The following is a 26,846-nucleotide window of genomic DNA, read 5'->3' on the forward strand; positions in this document are numbered from 1 at the left end:
CCTGACAAAAACGCACGGGTCATTTTTGCGGGTGCAAAAGCTCATTCAGTTCATCGACCACCGGCGCCCACTCAGCGTCTACCCGCAGTTCCTCCTTTAGAAAGCGCGCTTGCTGCGGGGTCCAGAACGGCGCGTCGATCAGTTTCACGTCATCGGGTAAAGAGTGTTTGCTGACGAACGCGTCGATACTGCCCTGATCAGAATCCAGGCCCAGTTGCTCGAACAATGTCGCAAGTGTCGGTGTGGTGAGTTCCATAGTGTCTCCCTGGCAGGTCGAAGACCCGGATTGGCGTGGACGTGATTAAGCCTCTGTTGCATGTGAGTCTGTACGGCCAACAGAGTTCTGCGCATTTGCCTTAACGATTCAGCCCTTCTCGTTCGGGTCCTGCAGCCGATTGCACACACCTGTACCTGGCCATTCGTGTACAAAAACAGCTACATAACGGACGAAAGGCATATATCGCGTATAGACTCTCACCCGGTAGAATCCAGGCTCGCCCGAGCGTCTGGCCTGCGGGGCGGAACATTTTCTTGTCTTTTCCTTGCCTGACCCATCTGGTCGGGCGAGTTCATATCAGGTTGGGAGTTTGTACATTGGCAGTAAGTAATCTGGATACCCATGCGTTATTCGTGCTTGGAGATTTGCGCGCGAAGTTGGTGAAGCAATTCCAGGCACGTTTCGTTTATGTCATCGAGCAGTCCCCTGAAGGCATCTATATGTCGGAAATCGACACCGAAACCTCACTGGTGGTCGATGACAAGCCGCGTCTTGAGTTGAAGGTCGGCGATCACTTTCGCGCCGCCGTCCTGCCCAGCCGCGAAGGCGGCAAGTTCGAAATCAAGTTCCGTGACATCAAGATGACCGTCTACGGTCTGGGCGAATACGCATTCGTCGACGTGCCAGAGGGCCACGGCATCGTCTTCAAGGAATCCCACAGCGTGTTCATGGTGTTCGCCGCTCACGAACAGATTCAGCTGGGTCTGAGCAAGATACTCAAAGCTGCAACCGGCAAGGCCGCAAAATGGCGCAAGGGCGAACTGGTGTTCAAGGCCAGCGAGTGAATCGCCAGCCCTGTTGATGCCTCAGGTCAGAAGCGTGTCTGCACCGCCAGCTCGAACGTGCGCGGCTCGCCCAGATAATACGCCGGTGAAACATGCGCGAAGCGCGCATAGACCTCGTCAGTCAGATTGCGCACGCGCCCAGTGATCGAGGTGTGCTGGTCCACTTTGAAGGTGAGAAAACTGCCGTAGAGCGTGTACGAAGGCACGGTCTGGGTGTTGGCATTGTCGGCATACACCGACGCCACGTAGCGCGCGTCGACACCGCCTTGCCAAGCGGCATTGAAATCGTAGGTCAGCCACAGATTCCCGACTCGATCCGGCACATTGGTCGGCGTATTGCCCCTGCGTGAGACCACGACCCCGGTGGCGTTCTTTTCACTGAACTCGTCGTACTGGGCGTCGACCCAGGCGAAATTGCCTTCCAGCAGCAGACTCGGTGTGACTCGCAATGAGCTGGCGAGCTCGATGCCGTTCGATGACTGTTGGCCTACTGGAATCGTGTTGGTCGGGTCCAGCGGATCGGTCACAGCGAAGTCTTTGCGCTCGATGGCGTAGGCGGCAATGGTCGCCGACCCCCTCCCTTGCAGGTAATCGAACTTGCTGCCGATCTCCCACTGCTTGCCGGTGGAAACGTCGAAATTCTGCGTGCCGCTGGGTTGCTCCGCCGCACTGCTGTACTGCACATAGACGTTGGCGCTGGGCAGAAACTGCCAGGTCAGCCCGGCGCGACCGGTGACCGGTTGCCAGTCTCGCCGCAGGTGACGGGGGTTGCTGGCAGTCACGGCGTGATGATTGGTCACGTCCAGATCGATATCGTCGTAGCGCAAACCCGTGACCAGCGACCATTGCTCGTTCAGCGCCAGACGATTCTCGACGAACACTGCCTGGGTGGTGACTTCGTTGGTCTTGTCTTTGACGAATCCCTGGCGGGTGCCCGGCAGGTCGTAGAAGTTTCCGGGGTCGAAGTGGTCGGGATCCATGGAGTTGTTCGCCGGCACATTCCACGGATTGTTTGTGGTGCTGTTGACCTTGTACTCGAATCCACCCGCCCAGGTCGTGGCCATTCCCAGCAGCGTGCTTTCGTGGCGCAGCTCGAACTGGTTGCCGCTCTGGGTGCCTTCATGGCGCACCAGATACGCGGTCGAACGGTTGATGGCGCTGTTGTCGGCGTTGTACTGGTAGGTCTCCAGGTTGCGGTAATCGCGCTGGCTGTCCAGGTGATAGAGCGTATTGCGCAGGCTGGTGGCGTCATCGATGCGGTAGTCGATGACCGAACGCACCCAGCGCGTGCGTTGTTCGTACAGGCCGTCTTCAACGTTGTAATTGCGAAAGCGATCATGTTTGTCGATTTTCAGCTCTCCAGCCTTGGGGTTGAGCACCGGGGTGCCCCAGTACGGGCTGTCTTCGTGTTCGTCCTGGTACTCCAGCGCCAGGGTGTGTGACAGGTTCGGCGTGAGGTCGCTGAGCAAGGAAAACGCCGCGCTCCAGGCATCGTTTTCCTGTCGGTCTATGTAGCCGTTGCCGGTGGTGTGGCTGACGTCCAGGCGCGCGTAATGCTGCACATCTGAAGTGGGATCGCTCAGCCTGTGATTGACGCCGAATGCGGTTTGAGCGGTGTCGAAACTGCCATAGCTGACGCGTCCTTCGGCGGCCTGTTCGTCCCGAGTCGCCAGCTTGGTGACGTAGTTCAGCGAGCCGCCTACCGAGCCCGCTCCATTCATCAAGGACGACGGGCCACCCAACAATTCCACCCGATCGTAGATCCAGCTGTTGACCGGCCTTGCGAGACCTGTGGCGACATTGATCCCGTTGAACATCTGCGTTACCTGACTGCTGGTGAAACCTCGGTACGAGATGAACCCGCCGAACCCCGGTGGCGCGCTGGCGTTGACCCCCGGAAGGGCATTGGCGGCGTCCTGAAAATTCTGCGCACCGTGGCGTTCGATATCCGAGCGATTGGCGACTGCGATGGAGGCGGGGGTCTGGCGCAGGCTCAAACCAAGGCGAGTGGCGCTGGCCGCCTGTTGTTCCAGATCGAGTCCGGCGTTGGGCTGCTCTTCGCCGGTGACGGTGACCGGGGCCAGATCGATGGGCGTTTGTGCGTGGGCGAACGGGGAAATGCTGCCGATCAAACCGGCGAGCAGGGGGATACGTTTCATGGTGAAAACCTGAAAGGAATGCGAGCGAGACCCGAACCCTGCATGAGCCTGTCCACCGTCTTCGCGAGCAAGCTCCCTCCCACAGGTTCAGTGTCGACCCCATTAATGGAGTCAGTCACACACGCTGTGTCGGCCACATGACCTGTTTCTGGCCGAAGGCCGTGGGAGGGAGCTTGCTCGCGAAGACAATGGACCAGACACTCGAGGACCGTCGGAGAGCCACAATGGGCTGCCGTATGAGCAACGGGGTCAGTTGAATGTCGACGTCAGATCAGGCAAAAGGCGGCGCGCGCGGATTGGCCGTGGGCCAATGGAAAGCAGGAGGGATTTCATAAGAGGCGACCACCGCAGGCGGCGGGCTGTGTTGTTCGGGGAGGATTGCCAGGGTCAGGCTGGAGTTCAGCGCCGGGCCCATGCCGCCGGTTGAGCACAGAGGGCAGCCGAATGCGGCGCAGAGCGTGGGGAGTTTCTGTTCGCCGGGCTTGAACTGATCCACGACCAGCGCACGGCCATCGGTGGAGCAGAACTCGCCGCCGATGCCGTTGAGCTGCATCCCGACCATCTGGCCATGACCGATGCTGCAGGCGAACACGTTGAACAGGACGCAGCAATAAAGCATCCATGCGATCAGGTGTCGGTCAGAGCGGGCCAGTTTCATGGCCGGGGAATGTATCAGATGTGTTGCGATGGGCGGGGTGCGACAAATTGGCGCTGGGTTTTCAGGGGGGTGATAGAGGCGGTCTGTGAGATCGATTTTGTTGTTGTTGTTGTTGTTGTTGTTGTTGTTGTTGTTGTGTTTGTCCTGGCTAACGCCAGGCCTGTTTCGCCTTCGGCGAGTTACTTGAAAAGACACCAAGTAACCAAGTGTCCTGGCTCATGGTTGGGTTCCTCCTTCGTCGGAATWCCCTCACTYCGGCGACGCTCCGTGGGCCCGCGCCGAACGGACATCCATGTCCTGACGGCGCTCTCGCGGCATCCATGCCGCTCGGCCCACTCCACGTCACCTGCGTTCAGCCTGCACCCAAGTCGCGATTTGCGTCGTCTGAACTGTGGCGCGCATAGAAGCAAGATCAAGATCAAGATCAAGATCACAAGCGAACAGTGACCTGTCGTCCGGATACGATCCCTGTGGGAGAAGCCGGAGCTGTGCGACGGCAGCGAAGCGGTGGGTCTGGTGGCTCATCTGCTAATTGATCCACCGCTATCGTCCGAATCGCGGCCCGTACCGTCGCACAGCTCCGGCGTCTCCCACAGAGATTGGTGTCCAACTTTGAGACTTCGGCTCTACACACAAGCCGGACTGCTACGGGTTCGTGTTCGCTGTTGCTGTTGCTGTTGCTGTTGCTGTTGCTGTTGCTGTTGCTGTTGCTGTTGCTGTTGCTGTGCTGTTGCCGTTGATCTTGATCTTGCTTCTAAGCGCGCGATTTCCCGGACGACACCAATCGCGACTTGGGTGCAGGCTGAACGCAGGTGGCGTGGAGTGGGCCGAGCGGCATGGATGCCGCGACAGCCGCCCCCCGCCATGGATGGCGGATGGCGGCGGGCCCACGGAGCGTCGCCGGAGTGAAGGAACCCGAGGAACGAGGGCCCAACCAGGAGCCAGGACCCTTGGTTACTTGGTGTCTTTTCAAGTAACTCGCCGAAGGCGAAACAGGTCTGGCGTTAGCCAGAGCAGAAGAATCAGCATCACCGCTAATCCCGGATCAACCCAAAAAAACCAAAAACCGAAAATCACCGCCCCTCATGCCCTCCCTCAGAAACCTCCGGCGGCACATCCCCGTCTCCCGCCATCCGCTTGCGAAACAACCCCGTCCGCGCCAGCAACAGAGTCGTCACCGGCACCGTGATCGCCAGCAGAATCGGAATCAGCCAGGCATGCAACACCGGCCCTTCCTTCATCGCCGAGAAATAAATGATCGACGCCAACGCCACACACCACGCGCCAATGGTCGAGGCCAATGCAGGCGGATGCATGCGCTGAAAAAAATCCTTCATACGCAACAGCCCTATCGCACCGATCAGCGCGAAAAGACTGCTCAGCACCAGCAACACAGCCGTCACCACTTCCACCCAGAACGGCAACACATAAAGCGAATTCATTCGATCACCTCGCCGCGCAGCAGAAACTTGGCCAAGGCGAACGAGCCGACAAAGCCGAACAACGCGATCAACAGAGCCGCTTCGAAATACGTGTCACTGGCATAACGAATCCCCAGCACCAGCATCATCAGCATCGCCAGGATGTACAGATAATCCAGCGCCAGAACCCGGTCCTGCGCCGAAGGCCCCTTGAACAGCCGGATCAGGGTGAGAACCATGGCAACGGTGAACAGCGACAGGCTGAGCAAGATCGCGTTGGCGAGCAGCGGGCTCATTGGAAAATCTCCATCAACGGGCGTTCGTAGGAAGTCTTGAAGTGCTCGATGAAGCGCGCTTCGTCATCCAGATCGAACACATGGATCAGCAACACGCTGCGATCCAGCGCCAGTTCCGACCACACGGTCCCTGGCACCACAGTGCAGATCATCGACAGCGCTGCCAGCCCGTGAGCGTCGTGCAGGTCCAGCGGGATCTTGATGAACGCCGAACGTGGCGGCTTTCGACCGGCGTGCAACACGCCCCAGGCCACCTGCAGGTTCGACGTCACCACATCACGCCCTACCAGTAAGAACAGCTTGAGCGCCACACCGGGCTTGCGGATTCGCGCAGGTTGCGGACGCAACGAAGCGAACATGAGCGGTGCAAGGAACCCCAGCAGCGCGCCGAACAGCAGGTTGCCTGCGCTCAGCGACAGGTTCAGCAGCAGCCACAGCGCCCACAGCGCCAGCGACAGCAACGGCGCAGGAAATACGCGATTCATGGCTGCACCTCCGTGTTCGCGGTGGTCGGCCCGGGAATGGGTCTGGCGGCCTTGACCGACAACACATATTGCTGCGGGTCGTGCAGGGCCTGAGCGGTGTCCTGGGTGTAGCGCAGCAGCGCCTGTGCCTTGAAGGTCAGCACGACGCAGGCGCACAGGAGCAGGGCGATGGGGATGCATTCGTTACGACGCAATGCGGGCGACGGACGATCCTGCGCGGTCCAGAAACGCTTGATGCCGACGCGCACGAAGGCAAACAGCGACGCCAGCCCGGAGACGATCAGCAACGCCACCAGCGTCCAGCTGTCGGCGCGGATGGCTTCGTCCTTGGCCACGTCCAGACCCAGCGGGTTGAGCAGTGCGCTGATCAACGTCAGCTTGCCGAGGAAGCCCGAGAGCGGTGGCATGCCGATGATCAACAGGGCGCAGGCGATGAAGCTCAGGCCCAGAAAGGCCATGGTCCAGGGAATCACCTGACCGACCACGGCTTTCTGCTCGTCATCCAGATTTGTACCCGGCAGCGGGTGCAGCGACTCCAGCGCTTTGGGCAGTCGATCGGCGTCGTCTTCCAGCGGGATCTCGTTGGCCGAACGCGAGCGCTCCACCAATTCTGCCAGCAAAAACAGCGCGCTCAAGGCCAGGGTCGAACTGACCAGATAGAACAGCGCACCTGCGGTGAGGCTCGGCTGGCCGAAACCGATGGCCGACAGCAGAATGCCCGCCGACACCAGAATGCTCAGGCTCGCCATGCGTTCCAGACGTTGCGCGGTGACAAGGGAAATCGCCGCTACTGCCAGCGTCGCCATCCCGCCCCAGATCAGCCAGTTGCCACCGAAGAATGCCGACGCGCCCGCTTGCCCGGAGAACAGCAAGGTCCACAAGCGCAGCAGGGTATAGGCGCCGACTTTGGTCATCAGCGCAAACAGTGCCGCCACTGGCGCGCTGGCGGAGGAGTAGGCCGGCACCAGCCAGAAGTTCAGCGGCCACATCCCGGCCTTGGCCAGAAACGCCACAGCAAGAATGGCTGCGCCTGCGTGCAAGAGCCCCAGATCGGCCTCGGAAACCTGCGGAATCTTCACTGCAAGATCCGCCAGATTCAACGTGCCGGTGACGCCATAGATCAACGCCGCGCCGATCAGGAACAGCGACGAGGCGAGCAGATTGATGGTGATGTAATGCAGACCGGACGACACCCGCGCACGTCCCGAACCATGCAGCATCAGGCCGTAGGACGCCGCCAGCAGGACTTCGAAGAACACGAACAGATTGAACAGATCTGCTGTCAGGAAGGCGCCATAAAGCCCCATCAGCTGGATCTGGAACAACGCATGAAAGCTCGCGCCCGCTCGGTCCCAACGGGCCAGTGCGAACAGCAGGGCGCAGAAGGCGACGATGCCGGTCAGCACCAGCATCAGCGCCGCAAGATGATCGACCACCAGCACGATGCCAAACGGCGATTCCCAGTTGCCTGGCAGGTACACGCCGATCGAGCCGGTGGTCCCGGTCTTTTGTACCCACATCATCAGGGTGATGGCGATGCCAAGGCCGAGCGCGGTGGACAGCAGGTTGATCCGGGCTTTCAACGGACGGTGCTTTTCGCCGAGCCAGAGCATCAGTGCGGCGGTCAGCACCGGCAGCAGAATCGGCGCGACGATCAGTTGGTTCATCATACTCATTCACTGCTCTCCCGACCGTCGACGTGGTCGTTTCCGGTCAGGCCACGGGACGCCAGCAGCACCACCAGAAACAGCGCGGTCATGGCGAAACTGATGACGATGGCCGTCAGTACCAGCGCCTGGGGCAGGGGGTCGGTGTAGTTGAGCAGGTCCTGGGGCACGCCGTCCTTGATGATCGGCTCCTTGCCGATGAACAGGCTGCCCATGCTGAAGATGAACAGATTGACGCCGTAGGACAGCAGGCACAGCCCCATGACCACCTGAAAGGTCCGGGGGCGCAGGATCAGCCAGACGCCGGAAGCGGCGAGCACGCCGATGGCAATGGCAATGACTTCTTCCATCAGATGGCTCCTTGTGAAGTGGGTGGAGGGGCCGGCTCGATGGGCTGCGGCAAGGACGTCGGACGGTGGCTGCGGACCGACTGGTGAGCCAGTGCAGTGAGAATCAGCAGCGTCGAGCCGACCACCACGGCGTACACGCCGATGTCGAAAAACAGCGCACTCGCCACATGCACATCGCCCAGCAGCGGCAGATGCAAATGTGCGGTGTGCGTGGTCATGAACGGATAACCCAGCGCCATGGAACCCAGGCCCGTGGCAAGGGCGAAGAACAGGCCAGTGCCCATCCAGCGCAGCGGCCGCAGGCTCATGTTGGCCTCGACCCATTGAGTGCCTGCGACCATGTACTGAAGGATGAAGGCCACCGACATCACCAGCCCCGCGACGAAGCCGCCGCCCGGCTGGTTGTGGCCGCGCATGAACAGGTACATCGACACCACGAACGCCACCGGCAGCAACAGACGCACCAGCACCGCCGGGACCATCATGAAGCCCAGTGCGGTGTCGAGGGCGTGTCGAGGGTTGACCAGGTCGGTGACCACATCGCGTGCCAGCAGCCGTTGTTGCGCTGGCAGCAGGATGCTTTCTTTCGGTGGACGGAAGCGTCGCAGCAGGGCGAATACCGTGAGGGCAACCACTGCCAGAACGGTGATCTCGCCGAAGGTGTCGAAACCGCGGAAGTCCACCAGCATCACGTTGACGGTGTTGGTGCCGCCGCCCTGGGTCAAGGCGCGGCTGAGGTAGAACTCCGAGATCGCATTCGGCGTCGGGCGGGTGAGCATGGCGTAGGAGAGCAGCGCCATGCCGCCGCCCACGCCCACGGCGAGGACGAAGTCGCGCACCCGGCGAACCCGTGCGCGATTGCGCGAGCGGGTTGGCGGGGCGACGTTTTCGTTACGTCGGGGCAGCCAGCGCAGACCCAGCAGGATCAGCACGGTGGTGACCACTTCGACCGCCAGTTGAGTCAGGGCCAGGTCCGGCGCAGAGAACCAGACGAAGGTCACGCAGGTCATCAGGCCACAGACGCCGACCATGGTCACTGCGGCCAGTCGATGGTACTTGGCTTGCCACGCAGCGCCGATGGCACAGGCGATGGCGATCAACCAGAGCATGACGAACACACCCGACCCCGGAATCTTCGGCCGGTCGCCCCAGCTCAGGCCGCTGTCGTACATCGGCACGAAGCCTGCGATCAGTGCGACGAACACCATCAAAAACAGCTGCGCCTGGAGTCGGCGCGTCGTCAGCAGGCCTTCGAGCGAGCGCGCGGTGAGCATCTTGATCACCAGCACGCGTTCGAACAGACGCTTGCCATTGAGGCGCCAGATCAGTGGCGGCCCTTTGAATCGGTCGCGTTTGAAACGTGGGCGCAGCAGCAGATAAAGCACGATGCCGGCGGCCATGGCGATCAGGCTCATGATCATTGGCGCGTTCAGGCCGTGCCAGATCGCCAGGCTGTATTCAGGCAGCGTCGCGCCCACCACCGGTTGTGCCGCAGCGGCGAGCAGCGGGCCCACCGATTGCGCCGGGAAGATTCCGACAATCAGGCAGGCCAGCACCAGCAACTCGACGGGAACACGCATCCAGCGTGGCGGCTCGTGAGGGGTATGGGGTAGGTCGGTGGCCTTCGGGCCGAAGAACACATCCACGGTAAACCGCAGCGAATAGGCAACGCTGAACGTCCCGGCGATGGTGGCGATGACCGGCAACGCCGCCTCGACCCAGGCTGTGGACGTGATGAACACCGTCTCGGCGAAGAACATTTCCTTGGACAGGAAACCGTTGAGCAGCGGCACACCAGCCATTGCCGCACTGGCGACCATGGCCAGGGTCGCGGTGTAGGGCATCAGCCTGACCAGGCCGCTGAGTTTGCGGATGTCGCGGGTGCCGCTTTCGTGATCGATGATCCCTGCGGCCATGAAGAGCGAGGCCTTGAACGTGGCGTGGTTGAGAATGTGAAACACCGCCGCCACCGCCGCAAGCGGGCTGTTGAGGCCCAGCAGCAGCGTGATCAGCCCCAGGTGGCTGATGGTGGAGTAGGCCAGCAGGCCTTTGAGGTCGGTCTGGAAAATCGCCGAGTAAGCGCCGATCACCAAGGTACAGGCCCCGGCGCCGCCGACGATCCAGAACCATTGCTCGCTGCCGGACAGTGCGGGCCATAGCCGCGCCAACAGGAACACGCCGGCCTTGACCATGGTCGCCGAGTGCAGATACGCCGACACTGGCGTCGGCGCGGCCATGGCGTGGGGCAGCCAGAAGTGGAAAGGGAATTGCGCGCTTTTGCTCAAGGCGCCGATCAGGATCAGGGTCAACAGAACCGGGTACAACGCGTGGGCGCGGATTGCATCGCCTGAGGCCAGCACTCGGTCCAGGTCGTAGCTGCCGACTACGTGGCCAAGCAGCATGACACCGACCAGGAGCGCGAGACCTCCGGCGCCAGTGACCATCAGCGCCATGTAGGCGCCGCGTCGGGCATCGGCGCGATGGTGCCAGTAACCGATCAACAGGAAGGAAAAAACGCTGGTCAGCTCCCAGAAGAACACGATCTGAATCAGGTTGCCGGACATTACCAGGCCGAGCATCGCGCCCATGAACGCCAGGAAAAAGGAGAAGAATCGCGGCACTGGGTCGTCCGGCGACATGTAGTAGCGCGCGTAAAGCGAGACCAGCGCGCCGATGCCCAGCACCAGCATCGAGAACAGCCAGGCAAAGCCATCCAGACGCAGAACGAAGTTCAGACCCAGGCTTGGCAGCCAGAAGAATTCTTCACGAATGACGCCGCCATGGGCGATCTGCGGGTACCAGAATGCCACCTGTATCGCGCCGATCAGGGCGATCAGGCCAGCCAGAAGGGATTCGCTGTTACGAGCATTGTGCGGCAAAAGCGCCGCCAGACAGCTGCCGATGAAAGGCAGAAGCAGTAGAACTATCAGGGACATAGGCTTCTAATCTGCGAATAAATGTCAAGGATCATACGTGCACGGGCCGTGCATCACCAACCGCCAAGATGTCGCAGAATCCTACAAACTTTGTAGGCAGCAGCGTAGTTGACCTGTGTGAACAGCGAGTTTGCATCCGTTTATTCCCTCTAGCAGTCCGGCTTGCTGGCACTGGCGTTCTTGAGTCCGCCACCGCCGGCAAACCGTGCTGCTTCAGGTGTTTGCAGCCGGATTTCTGACCTCGGCCAGACTGATGGACGAAGCGCGGATTGGCGCTTGTGTTCATTTAAGCGACAATGCCCGCCAGTTTCTGGAGCGCCCCATGTCTGATTCCATCGAAAGCCTTGCCGTTGACGCCGTTCTCGACGCGACCGGCCTCAATTGTCCTGAGCCTGTGATGATGCTGCACCAGAAGGTGCGCGATCTGCCGGCCGGCGGGTTGCTCAAGGTCATCGCCACCGACCCTTCGACCCAGCGCGACATTCCCAAGTTCTGCGTGTTTCTCGATCACCAACTGGTAGAAAAGCAGGCAGCCGACGGCGTGTACCTGTACTGGATTCGCAAGAAGCTCGGCTGAGAGACGCCGATCCCTGGTGGCGGCATCGCGCCGCGCTGGCCCGTCCGCGCGCCAGCGCCTACACTGCCGCCACTCCAGGGAGCCCACCATGCGCATAGTTGCTGACGAAAACATTCCACTGCTCGACGCCTTCTTTTCAGGTTTTGGCGACATCTGCCGTTATCCCGGGCGCACCCTCGACCGCACCGCCGTGGCCGATGCCGACATCCTGCTGGTGCGCTCGGTGACCAAAGTCACCCGCGAATTGCTCGAAGGCACGCCGGTCCGCTTCGTCGGCACCTGCACCATTGGCACCGATCACCTGGACCTCGATTACTTCAATGAAGCCGGCATTCAGTGGTCCAGCGCGCCCGGCTGCAATGCACGCGGCGTGGTGGATTACGTGCTGGGCAGTCTGCTGACCCTGGCGGAAATCGAAGGTGCCGACCTCACTCAACGCACCTATGGCGTAGTGGGGGCGGGGCAGGTGGGTGGTCGTCTGGTCGAGGTGTTGCGCGGGTTGGGCTGGAATGTGCTGGTGTGTGATCCGCCGCGACAGGCAGAAGAAGGCGGGAACTACGTCAGCCTTGAAGAAATCATCGCCCGTTGCGACGTCATCAGCCTGCACACGCCCCTGACCAAGTCAGGAGCGCTGTCGACCTGGCATCTGCTAGATCGCCCCCGTCTGCAACAACTCAAGCACGGCGCCTGGCTGATCAATGCCGCACGCGGGCCCATCGTGGACAACAGCGCGCTGCGTGAAGTCCTGCTTGAGCGCGAGGACCTGCAAGCAGTTTTGGACGTCTGGGAGCAGGAACCGCTGGTGGACGTGGCGCTGGCCGAGCTGTGTGTGATCGGCACCCCGCACATCGCAGGTTACAGCCTCGATGGTCGCCAGCGCGGCACTGCGCAGATCTATCAAGCGCTATGCGCGCATCTGGGGCAGACACCGACCATCAGCCTCGACGATCTGCTGCCCAGACCCTGGCTGGCGCAAATGACCCTCGACGCCGGGACCGATCCGGCGTGGGCGCTGAATACCCTGTGCCGAGGCGTCTACGATCCGCGTCGCGACGACGCCGATTTTCGCCGTAGCCTGATCGGTGACTCCGCCGAGCAGCGACTGGCCTTCGATGCACTGCGCAAGCACTATCCGCCGCGCCGTGAAATCGAAGGGCTGAAAGTCGCCATCAACGGAGATTCAGGCGTACTGCGCCAGATGGTCGCGGCGCTCGGTGCCGCCCTGGTTTAGCGGAAAACGTATTTCACGATGTAGGCTGAAAGATCATTGAAGACGCGGTGCGGCACTGGCTCCTCGCATCGCTCAGCCTTTGCCAGTGCGAGGTGAGCAGCCTTCACCGTTTCGCATCGCTCGTCCAGTGACACGATCGGCGCATTGACCAGTCTGACGTAATTGTCGAATGCACAAGGCTTGTTCGCTTCCGGGTTGCGTACGATTGTCATCGCGTGGCGCTCGGGCTGAATGGACGCTCCACTTTCATCAGTGATGGGTTGTGCCACCAACTCACTGGGCTTTGTGCAAAGGCTGCTGCACACCACGCGGCGGTCTCGCAACACACCGAATCCGCGTTCGTACAGGGTGATCCTTGAACCCACCGACGTTGCGCAGGCATTTTCGACCTCGCTCAGGATCGATTGGGCGTTTGCCATGCTGCCGTCAATGTTCGAGATGCCTACGAAGCGCTCCATTTCCCGGCCTTCGATGCTTTTCAAGGCGCGCTCGATGGTCGAGAGGTGGGCGAACTCACGCTTGCAGCCAATGAGATGAACGTCGAACTGATAGCCCTTGCTGGCGGCATCCGCGGGCAACCCGGCGAAGTCGATGTTGTCCAGCGCTGATTCGATGATGATGTTGTAATTCTTGCTGAACGCGTCTTTAAAAATTTTCTTGCCCAAGTCCCAGATAAATCGCTCTGTGTGCTCATAAGCATGCAATACGCCGTGCCCGATCATCTGTGCGTATTGTGGGTGGTGGGTGCGGTACTCAGGAATGTAAGGCCTGATGAAGTCCTTGTAGCTGCCGCCGGGCAGAAGCGATTTCTCCAGCAGATAGGTTTTTCCCGATCCCTGGACGCCCGCGACAATGAGCATTCTGGGAGCATCAGTATCTTTGTTCGCTTCAGCGACGGAGTCGAAGAGTTGCGGTGCAATTTCGCTGTAGGCCTTGGCGAGGTCGGCTTCGGTATAGCTGTAAAGGCTGTCATGGGGCATTTGCAGTGTTCCTGATGAGTTGAAGGGTTGATCCATCAGGAACGGACGTAATTATGTTGGCTGGTGCTAGTCAATGGGCTCGGTAGTAGGGCTTTTCTTCATCTTCTGTGGGCAATTTTAGAAGAGGTTTTTCAGCGCACATAAAAAACCCGGCATCGAGGCCGGGTTTCAAGGAGGTAAGCTCATCAGTCTTGTTTTTCAGGTTTGACCCAGTACTTTTCGCATTCCTGACATGCGGCCTGAACCATCTCTTCAGTAATCAGGATCTGGTTTCCGTCCTTGTCGAAAATCGCGCCACCCAGTTGTGCCTCGGGTTGCGGCCGTACGACGGGTTCTTGATTGCTGCTGTTCTGCAAGCTCATGGCCTGTCTCCTCATCAGGTTGTGCGCTTCACGTTATCCACGCTTGATGACTGCGCCATGACATCCCTGGACGCTTCAAGCGTCCTTTCAGTGCAACAGATGAATGGCAAAATCGCCACCCCACCGTTAGACCGATCCACTCTAAACGTCCTCGGTTGCCGTCATAACACGCCATCGGCTTTGCGCGGACACCCTTACCCAGACTGGTTCAATTGACCTGAGTTCAGCGAAAGTCGACGAGCGTGCACAGGAGCGCCGGTGTAGGCTCTGCGCTCGAGTCGTCTTCCAGGTGTATTTCATGCCATCAGTGTTTTCTGGCCGTCAGCGCCACGCCCTCCGTCTGGCGATGCGCATGGTCGCGCCTTACCGCAAGCAGGCCCTCGGTGCGCTGGTGGCGTTGATTGCTACCGCCGGTATAACCCTGTCCCTGGGGCAGGGCATCCGGCTTATGGTCGATCAGGGTTTTCTGACCCGCTCAGTGACCCAGCTCAACGAAACCATCGCCCTGTTCATGCTGCTGATTCTGGCGCTGGCGGTCGGCACTTTTACCCGTTTCTATCTGGTGTCCTGGATCGGCGAACGGGTCGTGGCCGACCTGCGCAAGCAGGTGTTCGATCATCTGGTCAGCCTGCATCCCGGCTTCTACGAGAACAACCGCAGCTCGGAAATCCAGTCGCGGCTGACCGCCGATACCACCTTGCTGCAATCGGTGATCGGCTCCTCGCTGTCGATGTTTCTGCGCAATGCGCTGATGGTGATCGGCGGGGTGATTCTGCTGTTTTTCACCAATCCCAAGTTGACCAGTATCGTCGTCGTGGCGTTACCGCTGGTGGTGGCGCCGATCCTGATTTTCGGGCGTCGGGTGCGCAGTCTGTCCCGGGAAAGCCAGGACCGGGTGGCCGACGTGGGCAGCTATGTCTCCGAAGCGTTGGGGCAGATCAAGACGGTGCAGGCCTACAACCATCAAGAGCAGGATCGGCAGCGCTTTTCGCAGACCGCCGAAGGCGCTTTCGAGACCGCGCGCAAACGGATTCTGCAGCGCTCATGGCTGATCACTCTGGTTATCGTGCTGGTGCTCGGGGCGGTGGCGGTCATGCTCTGGGTCGGCGGCATGGACGTGATCGCGGGTCGTATTTCCGGCGGGGAACTGGCCGCGTTCGTGTTCTATAGCCTGATCGTTGGCAGCGCCTTCGGCACCCTCAGCGAGGTGATCGGCGAGTTACAACGCGCCGCCGGTGCCGCCGAGCGCATCACCGAGTTGTTGCAGGCGCGCAGTGAGATCACGCCTCCGCAAAGCGACCTGTTGGTGTTGCCCGAGCAGGTCACTGGTCGTCTGGCGCTGGAAAACATCAGCTTTGCCTACCCGTCGCGGCCTGAACGTAACGCGGTCGAAGGTTTGAGTCTGAGCATCGAAGCAGGCGAGACACTGGCATTGGTCGGGCCGTCCGGGGCAGGTAAGTCGACACTGTTTGACCTGCTGCTGCGCTTCTACGACCCGCAACAAGGGCAGATCCTGATCGAAGGTTTGCCCGCGCAACGTCTGGACCCATTGGATCTGCGCCGCTGTTTCGCCTGGGTTTCGCAGACCCCGGCGCTGTTTTTCGGCAGCGTTGAGGACAACATTCGTTATGGCAATCCCGAGGCGACCATGGAGCAAGTCGAGGCCGCCGCACGCATCGCTCATGCCCATGAGTTCATCCAGTTGCTGCCGCAGGGCTATCAGACGCATCTGGGGGATGGCGGAATGGGCCTGTCGGGCGGACAGCGTCAGCGTCTGGCGATTGCCCGCGCGCTATTGGCCGATGCGCCGGTGCTGCTGCTCGATGAAGCGACCAGCGCACTGGATGCGCAAAGTGAACATCTGATTCAACAGGCGCTGCCGACGTTGATGCTGGGCCGGACCACGCTGGTGATCGCCCACCGTCTGGCCACGGTGCAGAACGCCGATCGGATTGCGGTGATGGATCAGGGGAAACTGGTGGCAGTGGGAACCCATCGTGAGCTGATTGCCAATAACCCACTGTATGCGCGGCTGGCGGCGTTGCAGTTCAATCAAGGAGCGGAGAGCCAGGTCTGACTTCAGTAGCAGCACGGCTTGCCGGCGCTGGCGATTTGAAAGCGCTACGCCGGCAAGCCGTGCTGCTACAGATCCTTCAAACAGGAAAACTTCAGTCCTTGCGGTATTCGCAGAGGTAAGCGGTTTCGACGCTGACTTCCAGGTCGAACTTGCTGTTGGCCGGCACGCGGAACTGGTTGCCCGCCTCGAAGGTTTCCCATGTGTCGCTGCCCGGCAGCTTGACCTTCAGCGCGCCGGAGACCACGTGCATGATTTCCCGGTCAGCGGTACCGAAGTTGTATTTTCCTGGAGCCATGACGCCGATGGTGGCTGCGCCGTCGGCTTGCTGGAAGGCGATGGACTTGACGGTACCGTCGAAATACTCGTTGACCTTGAACATGGCTGAATTCCTTGGAAAGGGCGGAAAAAGGTCGAACAGTATGCCCAACGTATAAAAGGACGTCATCCGCTTTGCGAAATGCGTCACTTTTATCCAGGGATCACCAGCGGCAGCAGCCTGGCGGTATTGCGCGCGTCGCTCAGCGCCCGATGTTGCTGACCGTTGAAATGCATGCCAGCGAGTTGCAATGCGGTATTGAGCCCGCAGGGTTTCTGCAACTGCCGCGCCTGGGCGAAACGCTGTTTCAGGTTGATATGCGCCAGGCTGCTTAATTCGCTGCTCAGTTGATGCTGTTGCCACTGCACCTCGAACTGCTGGCGATCGTAATCGCCCCAACTGACCCAGCCCACCAGCCGCGTACGGTGATGGCTCAACCAGCGCTCGAACTGCGGCCAGATGGTCGCCAGCGGCGATGCACTGTCGATCTGCGCCTGTTGAATGTGGGTCAATTGTCTGCAGAAGGGCGTCAGCTGCGGTCTGCGTGCCGGGCGCACGAGGCGTTCGAAATGATCGATTTCCCGACCATCGGCATTGACCACGCAGGCACCGATTTCAATGATTTCCATTTCTGCCACTGGCCATCCGCCCTCTTCGGTGGTGGCCTCCAGATCTATCACCAACCAGTGGGGCATATCGAACTCCAGTTTCCTAACCCGTAGTGCCGCCATGGAGCGTAGTCACAATCCTGCGACCGCGTCCAACCTGGCAATAGAACCGTGATCCATGACTGGGACTCGCAAGACCCACGATGGTTTGCCATCGGCCACTGTTTTTCCCGAACGGGTGATGCAAATGTTCGGCCGAGCGCTTGCTTGGTCGCACTGCTCGGCATAAATTGCGGCGCGACCAATCGTTTTGTAACCGATATTTTCGGGGGCCTGCTGTGGACGAACACAAGGACTGGGCAGTGATGCGCGAACTGGTCGCCCGTGGCTTGATGACCGACCCGGACAGTGCCCGAGGCAAAGTGCTGCAAGTCGCGGCGCATCTGTTTCGGCACAAGGGCTATGAGCGCACCACGGTGCGTGATCTGGCCGCTGCGGCAGGGATTCAGTCGGGCAGCCTGTTTCATCACTTTCGCAGCAAGGACGAGATCCTCAGCTCGGTGATGGAGCAGACCGCGATTTACAACACCGAACTGATGCGTGTCGCGTTGGCGCGCACTCAGGATGTGCGCGAGCGTGTGTTGGCCCTGATACGGTGCGAGTTGCAGTCGATCATGGGCGGTACCGGCGAAGCGATGGCGGTGATGATCTACGAATGGCGTTCCTTGTCGCCGCAAGAACAGGCGAAGATCCTGGTACTGCGCGAAGCCTATGAACAGCTTTGGCTGCAAGTGTTGGGGGAGGCCAGGGACAGCGGATTGCTTCAGGGCGATGTGTTCGTCACTCGGCGTTTCCTGACCGGAGCGTTGTCATGGAGCACCACCTGGTTCCGCGCCGACGGCAGCATGACGCTGGAGCAATTGGCCGATCAGGCGCTGTTACTGCTGCTCAAGGATCGCGGTCGCGAATAAAGCAGGTCTGGAGTTGGTTTGACCGTTGTCTAATTGTGCGCAAACGCATAGCTTACGTACTCCGATTCGCCAGAGGTGGTTTGTCTTGATGTCTACGCCAGTGCGGATGGCTTTGAAAACGCTGCTGTTGGCAACGACTGTTCTGTGGGCGTGGCAGGCCGGTGCGGCGCAGGTCGTACGAATTGGAGCGGCGCATTTTCCGCCATACACCATTCGTCCCGAGCGAGGAGAAGACACAGGGTTGCTGCCACAGATGGTCAGCGCGCTGAACGCCATGCAGAGCGATTACCGGTTTGAAATGGTGCCGACCTCGATTCCGCGTCGCTTCCGGGATTTCCAGCAGGCGCGTTTTGACATGGCCATTTTCGAGAACCCGGCATGGGGCTGGAAGGACATTCCCCATGAGGATGTCGACATGGGTCTGGAAGACGCCGAGATCTTCGTCACCCATCGTCTTCCAGGGCGCACGCAAAACTACTTCGATGACTTGCACGGCAAGCGCCTGGCACTGTTCAGCGGGTATCACTACGCGTTCGCCCATTTCAACGCAGACCCGAAACTGCTCGCCGAGAACTACAACGCCACGCTGACCTATTCCCACGACAGCAATTTGCTGATGGTGCTGCGCGACCGGGCAGATATTGCGTTGGTGACGCGTTCGTACTTGAGCACCTTCATGGCCAGTAACCCTGAAGACGCCGAGCAATTCCTGGTTTCAGACCGCGTGGATCAGGTCTACCGGCACTTTGCGCTGTTGCGCCCCGATGCGCCAATCAGCGCCGAGCAGTTAGGCGAATTGCTCCAGCAATTGCGTGAGAACGGCCAGATGTTCAAGATCTTCCAGCCGTTTCGAATCGCGGTGACGCCACAGGCCAGCCATCACGCAGTGGCGGTGGACGAGAGCGACGGGCGGGATTGAAGACAGGCGGGCGGTGAGTTTCCACCGCCCGTTGACACTAACGGTCGCGGGCTTCCTTGGCGTCCATTTCAGCGTTGCGCTCGTGGACGCGCTTGAGTTGTTCTTCGGTCAGGGGCAGTTTTTTCGCTGAATCCTTGAGCATCAGCAAACCACCGACGATCGAGCCGATTGCAATTACCAGAATCAACCAGGCATACCAGGGCATGGGGCTCTCTCCTTCTTGTGATACCGCTTTGAGCAACGACGCTGCCCAGTGGTTCCATTGTAGGAGATGCCCGGTACGGGAAGATATCGCCTGTGCGTTCGCTGGGCGCTGGCGTCGTTCATTGTGTGTAGCAGCGCGGCTTGCCGGCGGTGACGATCTCAACGTCACCGCCGCCGGCAAACCGTGCTGCTACGGCGAGGGAGTGCTTAAACCCCGGTCAGCATCGAATCGGCTGGAGCTGCCGAGCGCGCACGCCCGGTCATGGCGAAGTAGATGAAGCCCACCGCCATGAACCCCAGGAAGATCAGGCCGATCAGCGCATTGAACCAGGCCATGGCGATCAGGCAGACCACCGCCAGCACCAGTGCGATGCCCGGCACGATTGGGTAGCCCGGGGCGCGGAAGGTGCGCTCCAGCAGCGGCTCGGTCTTGCGCAGCTTGAACAGGCTCAACATGCTCATGATGTACATGACGATGGCGCCGAACACCGCCATGGTGATCATCGCCGCCGTCAGGGTCATGCCGCTGAGGTTGATCAGGCCATCGCTGTAGATCGCCGCGATGCCGATCAGACCTCCGGCGATGATTGCCCGATGCGGCGTCTGGAAGCGCGACAGTTTCGCCAGCGAGGCAGGCAGATAGCCGGCGCGGGCGAGGGCGAAGAACTGCCGCGAATAGCCGAGGATGATGCCGTGGAAGCTGGCCACCAGCCCGAACAGCCCGATCCACACCAGCATGTGCAGCCAGCCGGAGCTTTCGCCGACCACTGCTTTCATCGCCTGGGGCAGCGGGTCGTTGATGTTCGACAGGGCTTTCCAGTCACCGACGCCGCCCGCGAAGAACATCACCCCCATCGCCAGCAATACCAGTGTGATGATGCCGCTGATGTAGGCCTTGGGAATCGTGCGTTTGGGGTCCTTGGCTTCTTCGGCTGCCATGGCAGCGCCTTCAATCGCCAGGAAAAACCAGATCGCGAAGGGAATGGCCGCGAACATCCCGGCAATCGCCGGGGCACCAAAGGTGTCGGAACCGGCCCAGCCGTTGAGCGCGAAGTTGCTGAAGCTGAACGCAGGCGCCACCACGCCCATGAACACCAACAGTTCCAGCACCGCCAGTACGCAGACCACCAGCTCGAAGGTCGCGGCGAGTTTCACGCCGAGGATATTGAGCGTCATGAATACGATGTAAGCGCCGACCGCAGCATGTTTGGGGTCCAGTGCCGGGAATTGCACATTCAGATAGGCGCCGATTGCCAGAGCGATGGCCGGTGGCGCGAAGACGAATTCGATCAGCGTGGCGAGGCCGGCGATCAATCCACCTTTTTCACCGAACGCTCGACGGCTGTAGGCGAACGGCCCGCCCGCATGGGGAATGGCGGTGGTCAGTTCGGTGAAACTGAAGATGAAACAGGTGTACATCGCCGCGACCATCAGCGACGTCAGCAAAAAGCCCAGTGTCCCGGCCACACCCCAGCCGTAACTCCAGCCGAAATACTCACCGGAAATCACCAGACCGACGGCGATCCCCCACAAATGCAGCGTGCCCAGCGTGGGCTTCAGTTGCGTATTCATGCGTCACTCCCTGGATTGATTGGATCATCGGGAGGGAGCGCGCTGCAGTGGTCGTGCCAGTAGCCGGCAGGTGGGTCGCAATATCTGGAAAAGGGTCGTGCACAGGACGCTTTTTCGGCGAACTGGAGGTGAACACGCGCGATTTCAGCGCATGTAGCTGAGTGAAGACGCAGAATGTGGCACGGCAGACGCTGACGCTTTTGCAGGGTGGAGCTTGCTCGCGAATGCAAAACGGCAGTCGGCAGACAGGTGAGGCAGACGGGATTCGCGAGCAAGCTCCCTCCCACCAGTTGATGCATGGCGTAAAAGCTGCGCTGAGTTATGGAAAGGCTTTGAGCATTTACCGATCACCGGGTCCCGTCTGACGGCAGGTTCGGCTACAATGCGCGCCGATTTCGACTTGCCAGAGAACCCGCTCATGTCCGCCTGCCAGACCCCCATCATCGTCGCCCTGGATTTCCCGACCCGCGAAGCCGCGTTGAAACTGGCCGATCAGCTGGACCCCAAGCTGTGCCGGGTCAAGGTTGGCAAGGAGCTGTTCACCAGCAGCGCATCGGGCATTGTCGAAACCCTGAATGACAAGGGCTTCGAAGTATTCCTGGACCTCAAATTCCACGACATCCCCAACACCACGGCGATGGCGGTCAAGGCCGCCGCCGAGATGGGCGTATGGATGGTCAACGTGCACTGCTCCGGTGGTCTGCGCATGATGGCGGCCTGTCGCGATGTGCTGGATCAGCGCTCGGGGCCAAAGCCGTTGCTGATCGGCGTGACCGTTTTGACCAGCATGGAGCGCGAGGATCTGGCGGCGATCGGCCTGGATATCGAACCGCAGGAGCAGGTGCTGCGTCTGGCAGCTCTGGCGCAAAAAGCCGGTATGGACGGGCTGGTGTGTTCGGCACTGGAAGCCCAGGCGCTGAAAACCGCGCATCCGTCGCTGCAACTGGTGACCCCGGGGATTCGTCCGGCGGGCAGTGCCCAGGATGACCAACGCCGGATTCTGACGCCGCGTCAGGCGCTGGATGCAGGTTCCGATTATCTGGTCATCGGCCGTCCGATCAGCCAGGCCGCCGATCCGGCGAAGGCATTGGCGGCAGTGGTTGCCGAGTTGGCTTAAACCCTCGGTCGGGATTGTGTAGCGGCACGGCTTGCCGGCGGATTTGAAATCGCCACCGCCGGCAAGCCGTGCTAGAGGTCGATGCGAATCTGTCAGTACCCGATGCGCTTCAGGATCGATTCCAGGCTCTCTTTCGAGGGCCGACCGTAGAACTTCAACAGTTCCGAAGCCCGGTTGGTGAAGAATCCGTCTACCCCATTCGCGCTGATTGCCTTGAAGTCCACTGCGTCGTCGACGGTGTACGGGTGAATGATCAACCCGCGTTCGTGGGCCATTTTGTTCATCCATGGCTGCACCAGATCCATGTAGCTCTGGTCGCCGCCGTTCTTCAAGGCTGACGCAGGGCCGGTGCCAATCGCGCCGTGGGCCTTGGCCCAATCCATCCAGGCAGCGAACTCTTCCTTCGATTTCACTTTTTGCGACGCATAGAAGCTCGCCTTGTCCTTGGCGCCGGAGTCCTTGAAGGTCACGTCCGACGCGGCGGCGATGGAGCCATCACCCAGCCACAGCAGCAGAATCTTCGGCGTGTTCGGCATGGCCTTCTGCAGCAGGTCCAGGCTTGGTTTTTCGAAGGTCTGCAAAATCACCCGGCCCGGCATATGGGCGACGTTGACGTGACCTTTGTCCGCCGCTGGGCGCTGGCTCAGCCAACCGCGTTGTTCCAGTTTCTTCTTCAGGTCTTCTTCGATGCCGGGAAACTGCGCCGGTACTTTGGTTTCGATGTACAGGCCGGGCTTGTTCTTGCCGCCTTCGGCGATGTCGATCACCTCATCCAGCGTGAGAATCTTCAGCCCGGCGTAACTGGCGCGGGCCCGATCCGGATGGGCCTTGTTGAACCAGGAGCCAGCGTCCAGACGCTTGATCTCTTCCAGCGTGAAACTGCTCAGCGGGTCCTTCACCCGGTTCGGATAGACCTCGGCGACGTTGGTGGTGCGTTCCAGCGTGTCATCGTGCAAGGCGATCAGCACACCGTCCTTGGTCCGCTGAATGTCCATTTCGAGGTAATCGGCGCCCAACTCGCGGGCCAGGGTATAGGAAGGTACGGTTTCTTCCGGGGCATTGAATGACGCGCCGCGATGGGCGATGACCGCAGGCCACGGGATACCCGCCTTCGCCGCCAAGGCCTTGCCTGGCTCATTGGCCGCTAGCGCCAATCCCGACGACAACATGACACCGGCCAGTGCGGCGGTACCCAGGGTTCTGGAAATTCCTTTGAGCATGTGCTGACGTTCCTTTTGTGCATGATTCATTCATGAAGCGGTGTAGGCCACCGCAGCGCGTCTCGGGCTGTTTGCCGCTACTGTTTGTCCAGGCGCTTCGCTCAGACCATAAACAGCAAGGTCCGGTGTGGGCAACCTGCTTGTCGTGTCTGGGAAAAAACCGTCGTTATACGGGCCGCTGTAATCCGTGGATGGCTGAAACCTGTGCGTTTGGGCACTATGACTGCCAGTTTCGTCGGCTTTCATGACGCTAAATCGTCCAGTGCGTGAACGTTTCATTTGGCAGGTGGCTTTTTTCGTATGGAAACAAACACATACGCGGCGCTGGTGGGATTTGTCGACATGCTGCTGGATGCCATCTGCGTGGTCGACGCAGAAGGCCGTTACGTTTTTGTCAGTGCAGCCTGCGAGCGGATCTTCGGTTACCTTCCTCACGAGTTGATCGGCCGCAAGATGATCGAGCTGGTGCACCCCGACGATCGTGAACGCACGCTCGCCGCAGCCAGCGAGATCATGGCGGGGCAGCCCAACCACGGCTTTGAAAACCGCTACATACGCAAGGACGGCCGCGTGGTGCACATTATGTGGTCGGCGCGCTGGTCGGAGGTCGACAACCTGCGCATCGCCGTGGCGCGGGACATCACCGAACGCAAACGCTCCGAGTCGATCCGCGCCGCGTTGTTCCAGATTTCCGAAGCGGCGCACGTCGCCAGCGATCTACCGGCTTTGTTCAAGGACATCCATGGCGTCATCGGCGATCTGCTACCCGCGCGTAATTTCTTCGTCGCCCTGCGCGACAAGTACAGCGGTCTGGTGAATTTCCCCTATCACGTCGACGACCTGGACCCGACTCTGCAACAGCCGATGGCCGATGCGCTGGCAACCGAGGTAGTAGGCACGGGGAGGACGCTGCTGCTGGCGCCGGTCGCTGGGCAAACGGGCACCGCTCACTCGCTGCCCGAATACCTCAAGAAGCTGCAGGGCGATGACCGATTGTCCTGGCTGGCCGCGCCTCTGGAAACACAACACGGGATCATCGGGGCGTTGCTGGTCAAGAGTCATCCGGATTGCCCGCCCTATGGCGAGCGGGACAAGGAGCTGCTGCAGTTCGTCTCCACTCAGGTCGCAGCGGCCATCGAGCGCAAACAACTGTACGACCGCCTCAAGAGCATGGCCCAGTACGACCAGTTGACCCAGTTGCCCAATCGCATGCTGTTGCAGGAGCGCCTGCAGCAATCGCTGGAGCGGGCAAGAGCCAGCAAGGGGCGGCTGGCGTTGCTCTATCTGGATCTGGACAAATTCAAGCAGGTGAACGATACCCTCGGCCACGCCGCAGGCGATCTGCTGTTGCAGGAAGTCGCCCATCGCCTCAAACAGTGCGTGCGCGAAACAGACACCGTGGCGCGCATTGGCGGCGACGAATTCGTGATCCTGCTGGACCGTGTCAACAATCCCGACGACTCAGGCAAGGTCGCGGAAAAAATCTGCAAGGCACTCAACGTACCCATGGTCCTCAAGGGCCACGACTGGCAGATCCTGCCGAGCATCGGCATCGCCAACTACCCGGAAAACGCCACCGAGCTCAGCCAGCTGTTTCGCCACGCCGACGAGGCGATGTACAGCGCGAAGAAAAGCGGGGGGAATCGGTTTCATGGGTGATGGGGGGGGCTCGGGTCATACGCGCCTGCCTTTTTGATGAATTCCTTGATCCAGTTTCATCTTGCGCCCCTGCACAACCGCTCTAACTCGCGCTACTGTCTGTCCCATCGAATTTTGCGCGATGGAGTGATGATGACGAAGACGGTGCTGGTGTTGGTTGAAAGCGTGAACGAGTACTTGCCGATTCTGGAGGACAGCGGCTTTCGGCTGATTCTGGCGCCGACGCCGGCCACGCGGGCGGAGGCGGTGGCGACTCGTGGGGGTGAGATCGACGCAGTGTTGACCCGTGGACCGTTGGGGCTCACCGCCGCCGAGATCGGCGCGCTGCCGAAGCTGGGGATCATTTGCGTAATCGGCGCCGGTTACGAGCAGGTGGATCTGCTGGCGGCAGAAGCGCGGGGGATTACCGTCACCAACGGTGCGGGCGTCAATGCGCCGAGCGTCGCCGATCATACGATGGCCTTGCTGTTGTCGCTGGTGCGCGACATTCCTCAGGCGGATGCGTCGGTGCGCCGCAGCGAGTGGCGCAAGGTGACGCGGCCGTCGTTCGCCAACAAACGCATTGGCATTCTGGGGCTGGGCGCGGTGGGGATGGCGATTGCCAAACGCGCTCAGGGCTTCGACATGCAGATCAATTACCACAGCCGTAATCCGCGCCCGGATGTTGACTACCACTATTGCGCAACGCCCTTGGCGCTGGCCGCCGAATCCGATTTCCTGATCGTGGCGACTCCCGGTGGCGCCGGTACCCGGCACCTGATTGACAAAGCCGCCATCGAGGCATTGGGGGAGGAGGGATTCCTCGTCAATATCGCTCGCGCCAGCGTGGTCGATACCGATGCGTTGATCGATGCCTTGCAGCACGGCCGCCTGGCTGGCGCGGCGCTGGATGTGTTTGACGATGAGCCGCAAGTGCCTGACGCCTTTAAAACCCTGAATAACGTGGTGCTGACGCCGCACGTCGCGGGCCTGTCGCCGGAAGCGTCGCGAGGCACGGTGCAGATGGTCGCGGACAACCTGCTGGCGTTTTATGCAGGCAAACCGGTATTGACCCCTGTGCACAGTTAAACAGCCCGTAGCAGCACGACTTGCCGGCGGAAGCGATTTGAAGAGCGTCACCGCCGGCAAGCCGGACTGCTACAGGACTGTGTTTCAAACATTCGGATGTATCGCCCTCTAACAAAAAAGGAATCGCTCATGTCTTCATCGTCTGCCCTGAAAGTCGCGCTGGTCACTGGCGCCGGAAGCGGTATCGGCCGCGCTGTCGCCTTGCAACTGCTCAAGGATGGTTACGCCGTGGTGCTCGCCGGGCGTCGTCTTGAGCCACTGACCGAGTTGGCCGAGCAAGCGAAAGCCGCCGGTCAGCAGGCCCTGGCGGTGTCGACCGATGTGCGCGATGCAGCGAGCGTCGAGGCGTTGTTCGCGCAGATCGAAAGCACCTTCGGCCGTCTTGATGTGTCGTTCAACAACGCGGGGATCGGCGCTCCAGCGGTGCCGATGGATGAGCTGACGGTCGAGCAGTGGAAGAACGTGATCGATACCAACGTCACCGGCATGTTCCTCTGCGTTCGCGCGGCCTTCGGCCTGATGCGTCGTCAGGTGCCACAGGGCGGGCGCATCATCAACAACGGTTCGATTTCGGCGCACACGCCGCGCCTGTTCAGCTCGCCGTACACCTCCAGCAAACACGCGGTGCTTGGCCTGACCAAAAGCACTGCACTGGACGGTCGTCAGTTCAATATCACCTGCGGCCAGATCGATATCGGCAATGCGCTCACCGAGATGACCGACCGCATGACCAAGGGTGTGTTGCAACCCAACGGCGAGCTGCAGGTCGAGCCGACGATGAACGTGCAGCACGTGGCGGATGCCGTCAGCTACATGGCCAGTCTGCCGCTGTCGGCGAACGTGCTGAACATGACCGTGATGGCGAGCAACATGCCGTTCGTGGGCCGCGGTTGATGTGATCGACGGCCAGCTGCGTTGTTTCGTCCAAGAC

Annotated in this window: 26 protein-coding genes; 10 read left to right on the forward strand and 16 right to left on the reverse strand. The window is 60.5% G+C overall.

The window, feature by feature from the left end:
- Nucleotides 1-19 precede the first annotated feature (19 nt).
- Nucleotides 20-256 (reverse strand): DUF2789 domain-containing protein, encoded by a 237-nt coding sequence (locus BWR59_RS26825; RefSeq protein WP_081568715.1) that lies wholly within the window; start codon nucleotides 254-256, stop codon nucleotides 20-22.
- Nucleotides 257-594: 338 nt separating this feature from the next.
- Here BWR59_RS26825 and BWR59_RS26830 point away from each other — a divergent pair, with 338 nt between their 5' ends.
- Entirely contained in the window at nucleotides 595-1,062 is a 468-nt protein-coding gene (locus BWR59_RS26830) for a hypothetical protein (protein ID WP_081568716.1), read from the forward strand.
- Nucleotides 1,063-1,088: 26 nt separating this feature from the next.
- On the opposite strand, the gene BWR59_RS26835 is transcribed toward BWR59_RS26830, so the two are convergent.
- The 8 genes from BWR59_RS26835 to BWR59_RS26875 all read right to left on the reverse strand — a co-directional run bounded on the left by BWR59_RS26835 (nucleotide 1,089) and on the right by BWR59_RS26875 (nucleotide 11,034).
- Entirely contained in the window at nucleotides 1,089-3,221 is a 2,133-nt protein-coding gene (locus BWR59_RS26835) for a TonB-dependent receptor (RefSeq protein ID WP_081568717.1), read from the reverse strand.
- A gap of 271 nt (nucleotides 3,222-3,492) precedes the next feature.
- Nucleotides 3,493-3,879, reverse strand: a complete 387-nt coding sequence (locus BWR59_RS26840) for a DUF2946 domain-containing protein (protein WP_081568778.1) — start codon at nucleotides 3,877-3,879, stop codon at nucleotides 3,493-3,495.
- A gap of 1,073 nt (nucleotides 3,880-4,952) precedes the next feature.
- The gene (locus BWR59_RS26850) at nucleotides 4,953-5,321 is read right to left on the reverse strand and encodes a Na+/H+ antiporter subunit G (RefSeq protein WP_081568719.1); all 369 of its coding nucleotides are present in this window, start codon (nucleotides 5,319-5,321) and stop codon (nucleotides 4,953-4,955) included.
- On the reverse strand, nucleotides 5,318-5,596 hold the full coding sequence (locus BWR59_RS26855) for a K+/H+ antiporter subunit F (protein ID WP_081568720.1): 279 nt from the start codon (nucleotides 5,594-5,596) through the stop codon (nucleotides 5,318-5,320). The genes BWR59_RS26850 and BWR59_RS26855 overlap by 4 nt, the downstream gene beginning before the upstream one ends.
- On the reverse strand, nucleotides 5,593-6,081 hold the full coding sequence (locus BWR59_RS26860) for a Na+/H+ antiporter subunit E (RefSeq protein WP_081568721.1): 489 nt from the start codon (nucleotides 6,079-6,081) through the stop codon (nucleotides 5,593-5,595). Before BWR59_RS26860 ends, BWR59_RS26855 begins: the two co-directional genes overlap by 4 nt.
- Nucleotides 6,078-7,757 carry a monovalent cation/H+ antiporter subunit D gene (locus tag BWR59_RS26865; protein WP_081568722.1) on the reverse strand — a complete coding sequence of 560 codons (1,680 nt, stop codon included), beginning with the start codon at nucleotides 7,755-7,757 and terminating at the stop codon, nucleotides 6,078-6,080. The genes BWR59_RS26860 and BWR59_RS26865 overlap by 4 nt, the downstream gene beginning before the upstream one ends.
- On the reverse strand, nucleotides 7,754-8,098 hold the full coding sequence (locus tag BWR59_RS26870; protein ID WP_081568723.1) for a Na+/H+ antiporter subunit C: 345 nt from the start codon (nucleotides 8,096-8,098) through the stop codon (nucleotides 7,754-7,756). The genes BWR59_RS26865 and BWR59_RS26870 overlap by 4 nt, the downstream gene beginning before the upstream one ends.
- Nucleotides 8,098-11,034 carry a monovalent cation/H+ antiporter subunit A gene (locus BWR59_RS26875; RefSeq protein WP_081568724.1) on the reverse strand — a complete coding sequence of 979 codons (2,937 nt, stop codon included), beginning with the start codon at nucleotides 11,032-11,034 and terminating at the stop codon, nucleotides 8,098-8,100. The genes BWR59_RS26870 and BWR59_RS26875 overlap by 1 nt, the downstream gene beginning before the upstream one ends.
- Nucleotides 11,035-11,356: 322 nt before the next feature.
- Here BWR59_RS26875 and tusA point away from each other — a divergent pair, with 322 nt between their 5' ends.
- Complete coding sequence (tusA, locus tag BWR59_RS26880) at nucleotides 11,357-11,611, forward strand: sulfurtransferase TusA (RefSeq protein ID WP_081568779.1); 255 nt, start codon at nucleotides 11,357-11,359, stop codon at nucleotides 11,609-11,611.
- An 88-nt stretch (nucleotides 11,612-11,699) separates the two neighbouring features.
- Nucleotides 11,700-12,842 carry a 4-phosphoerythronate dehydrogenase PdxB gene (pdxB, locus tag BWR59_RS26885; protein ID WP_081568725.1) on the forward strand — a complete coding sequence of 381 codons (1,143 nt, stop codon included), beginning with the start codon at nucleotides 11,700-11,702 and terminating at the stop codon, nucleotides 12,840-12,842.
- Here the strand turns inward: pdxB and BWR59_RS26890 are convergent.
- Entirely contained in the window at nucleotides 12,839-13,822 is a 984-nt protein-coding gene (locus BWR59_RS26890) for a zeta toxin family protein (RefSeq protein ID WP_143490961.1), read from the reverse strand. The two genes, pdxB and BWR59_RS26890, sit on opposite strands and share 4 nt — an antisense overlap.
- Before the next feature lie 185 nt (nucleotides 13,823-14,007).
- Nucleotides 14,008-14,184 carry a PA1571 family protein gene (locus BWR59_RS32500; protein WP_168184536.1) on the reverse strand — a complete coding sequence of 59 codons (177 nt, stop codon included), beginning with the start codon at nucleotides 14,182-14,184 and terminating at the stop codon, nucleotides 14,008-14,010.
- A 298-nt stretch (nucleotides 14,185-14,482) separates the two neighbouring features.
- On the opposite strand from BWR59_RS32500, the gene BWR59_RS26895 reads away from it, so the two are divergent.
- Nucleotides 14,483-16,261 (forward strand): ABC transporter transmembrane domain-containing protein, encoded by a 1,779-nt coding sequence (locus BWR59_RS26895; protein ID WP_081568727.1) that lies wholly within the window; start codon nucleotides 14,483-14,485, stop codon nucleotides 16,259-16,261.
- 91 nt (nucleotides 16,262-16,352) lie between these two features.
- Here the strand turns inward: BWR59_RS26895 and BWR59_RS26900 are convergent, their stop codons facing one another.
- Nucleotides 16,353-16,640: a pyrimidine/purine nucleoside phosphorylase gene (locus BWR59_RS26900; RefSeq protein ID WP_081568728.1), complete on the reverse strand. Its 288-nt coding sequence runs from the start codon at nucleotides 16,638-16,640 to the stop codon at nucleotides 16,353-16,355.
- An 89-nt stretch (nucleotides 16,641-16,729) separates the two neighbouring features.
- Nucleotides 16,730-17,272 (reverse strand): exonuclease domain-containing protein, encoded by a 543-nt coding sequence (locus BWR59_RS26905; RefSeq protein WP_081568729.1) that lies wholly within the window; start codon nucleotides 17,270-17,272, stop codon nucleotides 16,730-16,732.
- 251 nt (nucleotides 17,273-17,523) lie between these two features.
- Between BWR59_RS26905 and BWR59_RS26910 the strand changes: the two genes are divergently transcribed.
- Complete coding sequence (locus BWR59_RS26910) at nucleotides 17,524-18,156, forward strand: TetR/AcrR family transcriptional regulator (protein ID WP_081568730.1); 633 nt, start codon at nucleotides 17,524-17,526, stop codon at nucleotides 18,154-18,156.
- A gap of 88 nt (nucleotides 18,157-18,244) precedes the next feature.
- A complete protein-coding gene (locus tag BWR59_RS26915; RefSeq protein WP_081568731.1) occupies nucleotides 18,245-19,075 on the forward strand; it encodes a PhnD/SsuA/transferrin family substrate-binding protein in 831 nt (276 codons plus the stop codon).
- 37 nt (nucleotides 19,076-19,112) lie between these two features.
- Here the strand turns inward: BWR59_RS26915 and BWR59_RS26920 are convergent, their stop codons facing one another.
- Together BWR59_RS26920 and eat are read right to left on the reverse strand one after the other, a co-directional pair.
- Nucleotides 19,113-19,280 carry a DUF2897 family protein gene (locus tag BWR59_RS26920; RefSeq protein ID WP_074758439.1) on the reverse strand — a complete coding sequence of 56 codons (168 nt, stop codon included), beginning with the start codon at nucleotides 19,278-19,280 and terminating at the stop codon, nucleotides 19,113-19,115.
- Nucleotides 19,281-19,486: 206 nt separating this feature from the next.
- A complete protein-coding gene (gene eat / locus BWR59_RS26925) occupies nucleotides 19,487-20,851 on the reverse strand; it encodes an ethanolamine permease (protein ID WP_081568732.1) in 1,365 nt (454 codons plus the stop codon).
- Nucleotides 20,852-21,269: 418 nt separating this feature from the next.
- On the opposite strand from eat, the gene pyrF reads away from it, so the two are divergent.
- Nucleotides 21,270-21,968, forward strand: a complete 699-nt coding sequence (pyrF, locus tag BWR59_RS26930) for an orotidine-5'-phosphate decarboxylase (protein ID WP_168184539.1) — start codon at nucleotides 21,270-21,272, stop codon at nucleotides 21,966-21,968.
- Nucleotides 21,969-22,060: 92 nt separating this feature from the next.
- Here the strand turns inward: pyrF and BWR59_RS26935 are convergent, their stop codons facing one another.
- Nucleotides 22,061-23,188, reverse strand: a complete 1,128-nt coding sequence (locus BWR59_RS26935; protein WP_081568734.1) for a glycerophosphodiester phosphodiesterase — start codon at nucleotides 23,186-23,188, stop codon at nucleotides 22,061-22,063.
- Nucleotides 23,189-23,488: 300 nt separating this feature from the next.
- Here BWR59_RS26935 and BWR59_RS26940 point away from each other — a divergent pair, with 300 nt between their 5' ends.
- The 3 genes from BWR59_RS26940 (at nucleotide 23,489) to BWR59_RS26950 (ending at nucleotide 26,809) form a co-directional block, all read left to right on the forward strand.
- The gene (locus BWR59_RS26940; RefSeq protein WP_081568735.1) at nucleotides 23,489-24,847 is read left to right on the forward strand and encodes a GGDEF domain-containing protein; all 1,359 of its coding nucleotides are present in this window, start codon (nucleotides 23,489-23,491) and stop codon (nucleotides 24,845-24,847) included.
- Nucleotides 24,848-24,979: 132 nt separating this feature from the next.
- A complete protein-coding gene (locus BWR59_RS26945) occupies nucleotides 24,980-25,915 on the forward strand; it encodes a 2-hydroxyacid dehydrogenase (protein WP_081568736.1) in 936 nt (311 codons plus the stop codon).
- A 129-nt stretch (nucleotides 25,916-26,044) separates the two neighbouring features.
- On the forward strand, nucleotides 26,045-26,809 hold the full coding sequence (locus BWR59_RS26950; protein ID WP_081568737.1) for an SDR family oxidoreductase: 765 nt from the start codon (nucleotides 26,045-26,047) through the stop codon (nucleotides 26,807-26,809).
- Nucleotides 26,810-26,846 lie beyond the last annotated feature (37 nt).

This window comes from Pseudomonas sp. Bc-h, from assembly GCF_002080045.1.
Taxonomy (GTDB): Bacteria; Pseudomonadota; Gammaproteobacteria; order Pseudomonadales; family Pseudomonadaceae; genus Aquipseudomonas.

What these genes read in the sequence shown, in the direction of transcription:
- BWR59_RS26825 (WP_081568715.1), bottom strand. Translation starts at nt 256, where the DNA reads ATGGAACTCACCACACCGACACTTGCGACATTGTTCGAGCAACTGGGC.
- BWR59_RS26835 (WP_081568717.1), bottom strand. Translation starts at nt 3,221, where the DNA reads ATGAAACGTATCCCCCTGCTCGCCGGTTTGATCGGCAGCATTTCCCCG.
- BWR59_RS26840 (WP_081568778.1), bottom strand. Translation starts at nt 3,879, where the DNA reads ATGAAACTGGCCCGCTCTGACCGACACCTGATCGCATGGATGCTTTAT.
- BWR59_RS26850 (WP_081568719.1), bottom strand. Translation starts at nt 5,321, where the DNA reads ATGAATTCGCTTTATGTGTTGCCGTTCTGGGTGGAAGTGGTGACGGCT.
- BWR59_RS26855 (WP_081568720.1), bottom strand. Translation starts at nt 5,596, where the DNA reads ATGAGCCCGCTGCTCGCCAACGCGATCTTGCTCAGCCTGTCGCTGTTC.
- BWR59_RS26860 (WP_081568721.1), bottom strand. Translation starts at nt 6,081, where the DNA reads ATGAATCGCGTATTTCCTGCGCCGTTGCTGTCGCTGGCGCTGTGGGCG.
- BWR59_RS26865 (WP_081568722.1), bottom strand. Translation starts at nt 7,757, where the DNA reads ATGAGTATGATGAACCAACTGATCGTCGCGCCGATTCTGCTGCCGGTG.
- BWR59_RS26870 (WP_081568723.1), bottom strand. Translation starts at nt 8,098, where the DNA reads ATGGAAGAAGTCATTGCCATTGCCATCGGCGTGCTCGCCGCTTCCGGC.
- BWR59_RS26875 (WP_081568724.1), bottom strand. Translation starts at nt 11,034, where the DNA reads ATGTCCCTGATAGTTCTACTGCTTCTGCCTTTCATCGGCAGCTGTCTG.
- tusA (WP_081568779.1), top strand. Translation starts at nt 11,357, where the DNA reads ATGTCTGATTCCATCGAAAGCCTTGCCGTTGACGCCGTTCTCGACGCG.
- pdxB (WP_081568725.1), top strand. Translation starts at nt 11,700, where the DNA reads ATGCGCATAGTTGCTGACGAAAACATTCCACTGCTCGACGCCTTCTTT.
- BWR59_RS26890 (WP_143490961.1), bottom strand. Translation starts at nt 13,822, where the DNA reads ATGCCCCATGACAGCCTTTACAGCTATACCGAAGCCGACCTCGCCAAG.
- BWR59_RS32500 (WP_168184536.1), bottom strand. Translation starts at nt 14,184, where the DNA reads ATGAGCTTGCAGAACAGCAGCAATCAAGAACCCGTCGTACGGCCGCAA.
- BWR59_RS26895 (WP_081568727.1), top strand. Translation starts at nt 14,483, where the DNA reads ATGCCATCAGTGTTTTCTGGCCGTCAGCGCCACGCCCTCCGTCTGGCG.
- BWR59_RS26900 (WP_081568728.1), bottom strand. Translation starts at nt 16,640, where the DNA reads ATGTTCAAGGTCAACGAGTATTTCGACGGTACCGTCAAGTCCATCGCC.
- BWR59_RS26905 (WP_081568729.1), bottom strand. Translation starts at nt 17,272, where the DNA reads ATGCCCCACTGGTTGGTGATAGATCTGGAGGCCACCACCGAAGAGGGC.
- BWR59_RS26915 (WP_081568731.1), top strand. Translation starts at nt 18,245, where the DNA reads ATGTCTACGCCAGTGCGGATGGCTTTGAAAACGCTGCTGTTGGCAACG.
- BWR59_RS26920 (WP_074758439.1), bottom strand. Translation starts at nt 19,280, where the DNA reads ATGCCCTGGTATGCCTGGTTGATTCTGGTAATTGCAATCGGCTCGATC.
- eat (WP_081568732.1), bottom strand. Translation starts at nt 20,851, where the DNA reads ATGAATACGCAACTGAAGCCCACGCTGGGCACGCTGCATTTGTGGGGG.
- pyrF (WP_168184539.1), top strand. Translation starts at nt 21,270, where the DNA reads ATGTCCGCCTGCCAGACCCCCATCATCGTCGCCCTGGATTTCCCGACC.
- BWR59_RS26935 (WP_081568734.1), bottom strand. Translation starts at nt 23,188, where the DNA reads ATGCTCAAAGGAATTTCCAGAACCCTGGGTACCGCCGCACTGGCCGGT.
- BWR59_RS26940 (WP_081568735.1), top strand. Translation starts at nt 23,489, where the DNA reads ATGGAAACAAACACATACGCGGCGCTGGTGGGATTTGTCGACATGCTG.
- BWR59_RS26945 (WP_081568736.1), top strand. Translation starts at nt 24,980, where the DNA reads ATGACGAAGACGGTGCTGGTGTTGGTTGAAAGCGTGAACGAGTACTTG.
- BWR59_RS26950 (WP_081568737.1), top strand. Translation starts at nt 26,045, where the DNA reads ATGTCTTCATCGTCTGCCCTGAAAGTCGCGCTGGTCACTGGCGCCGGA.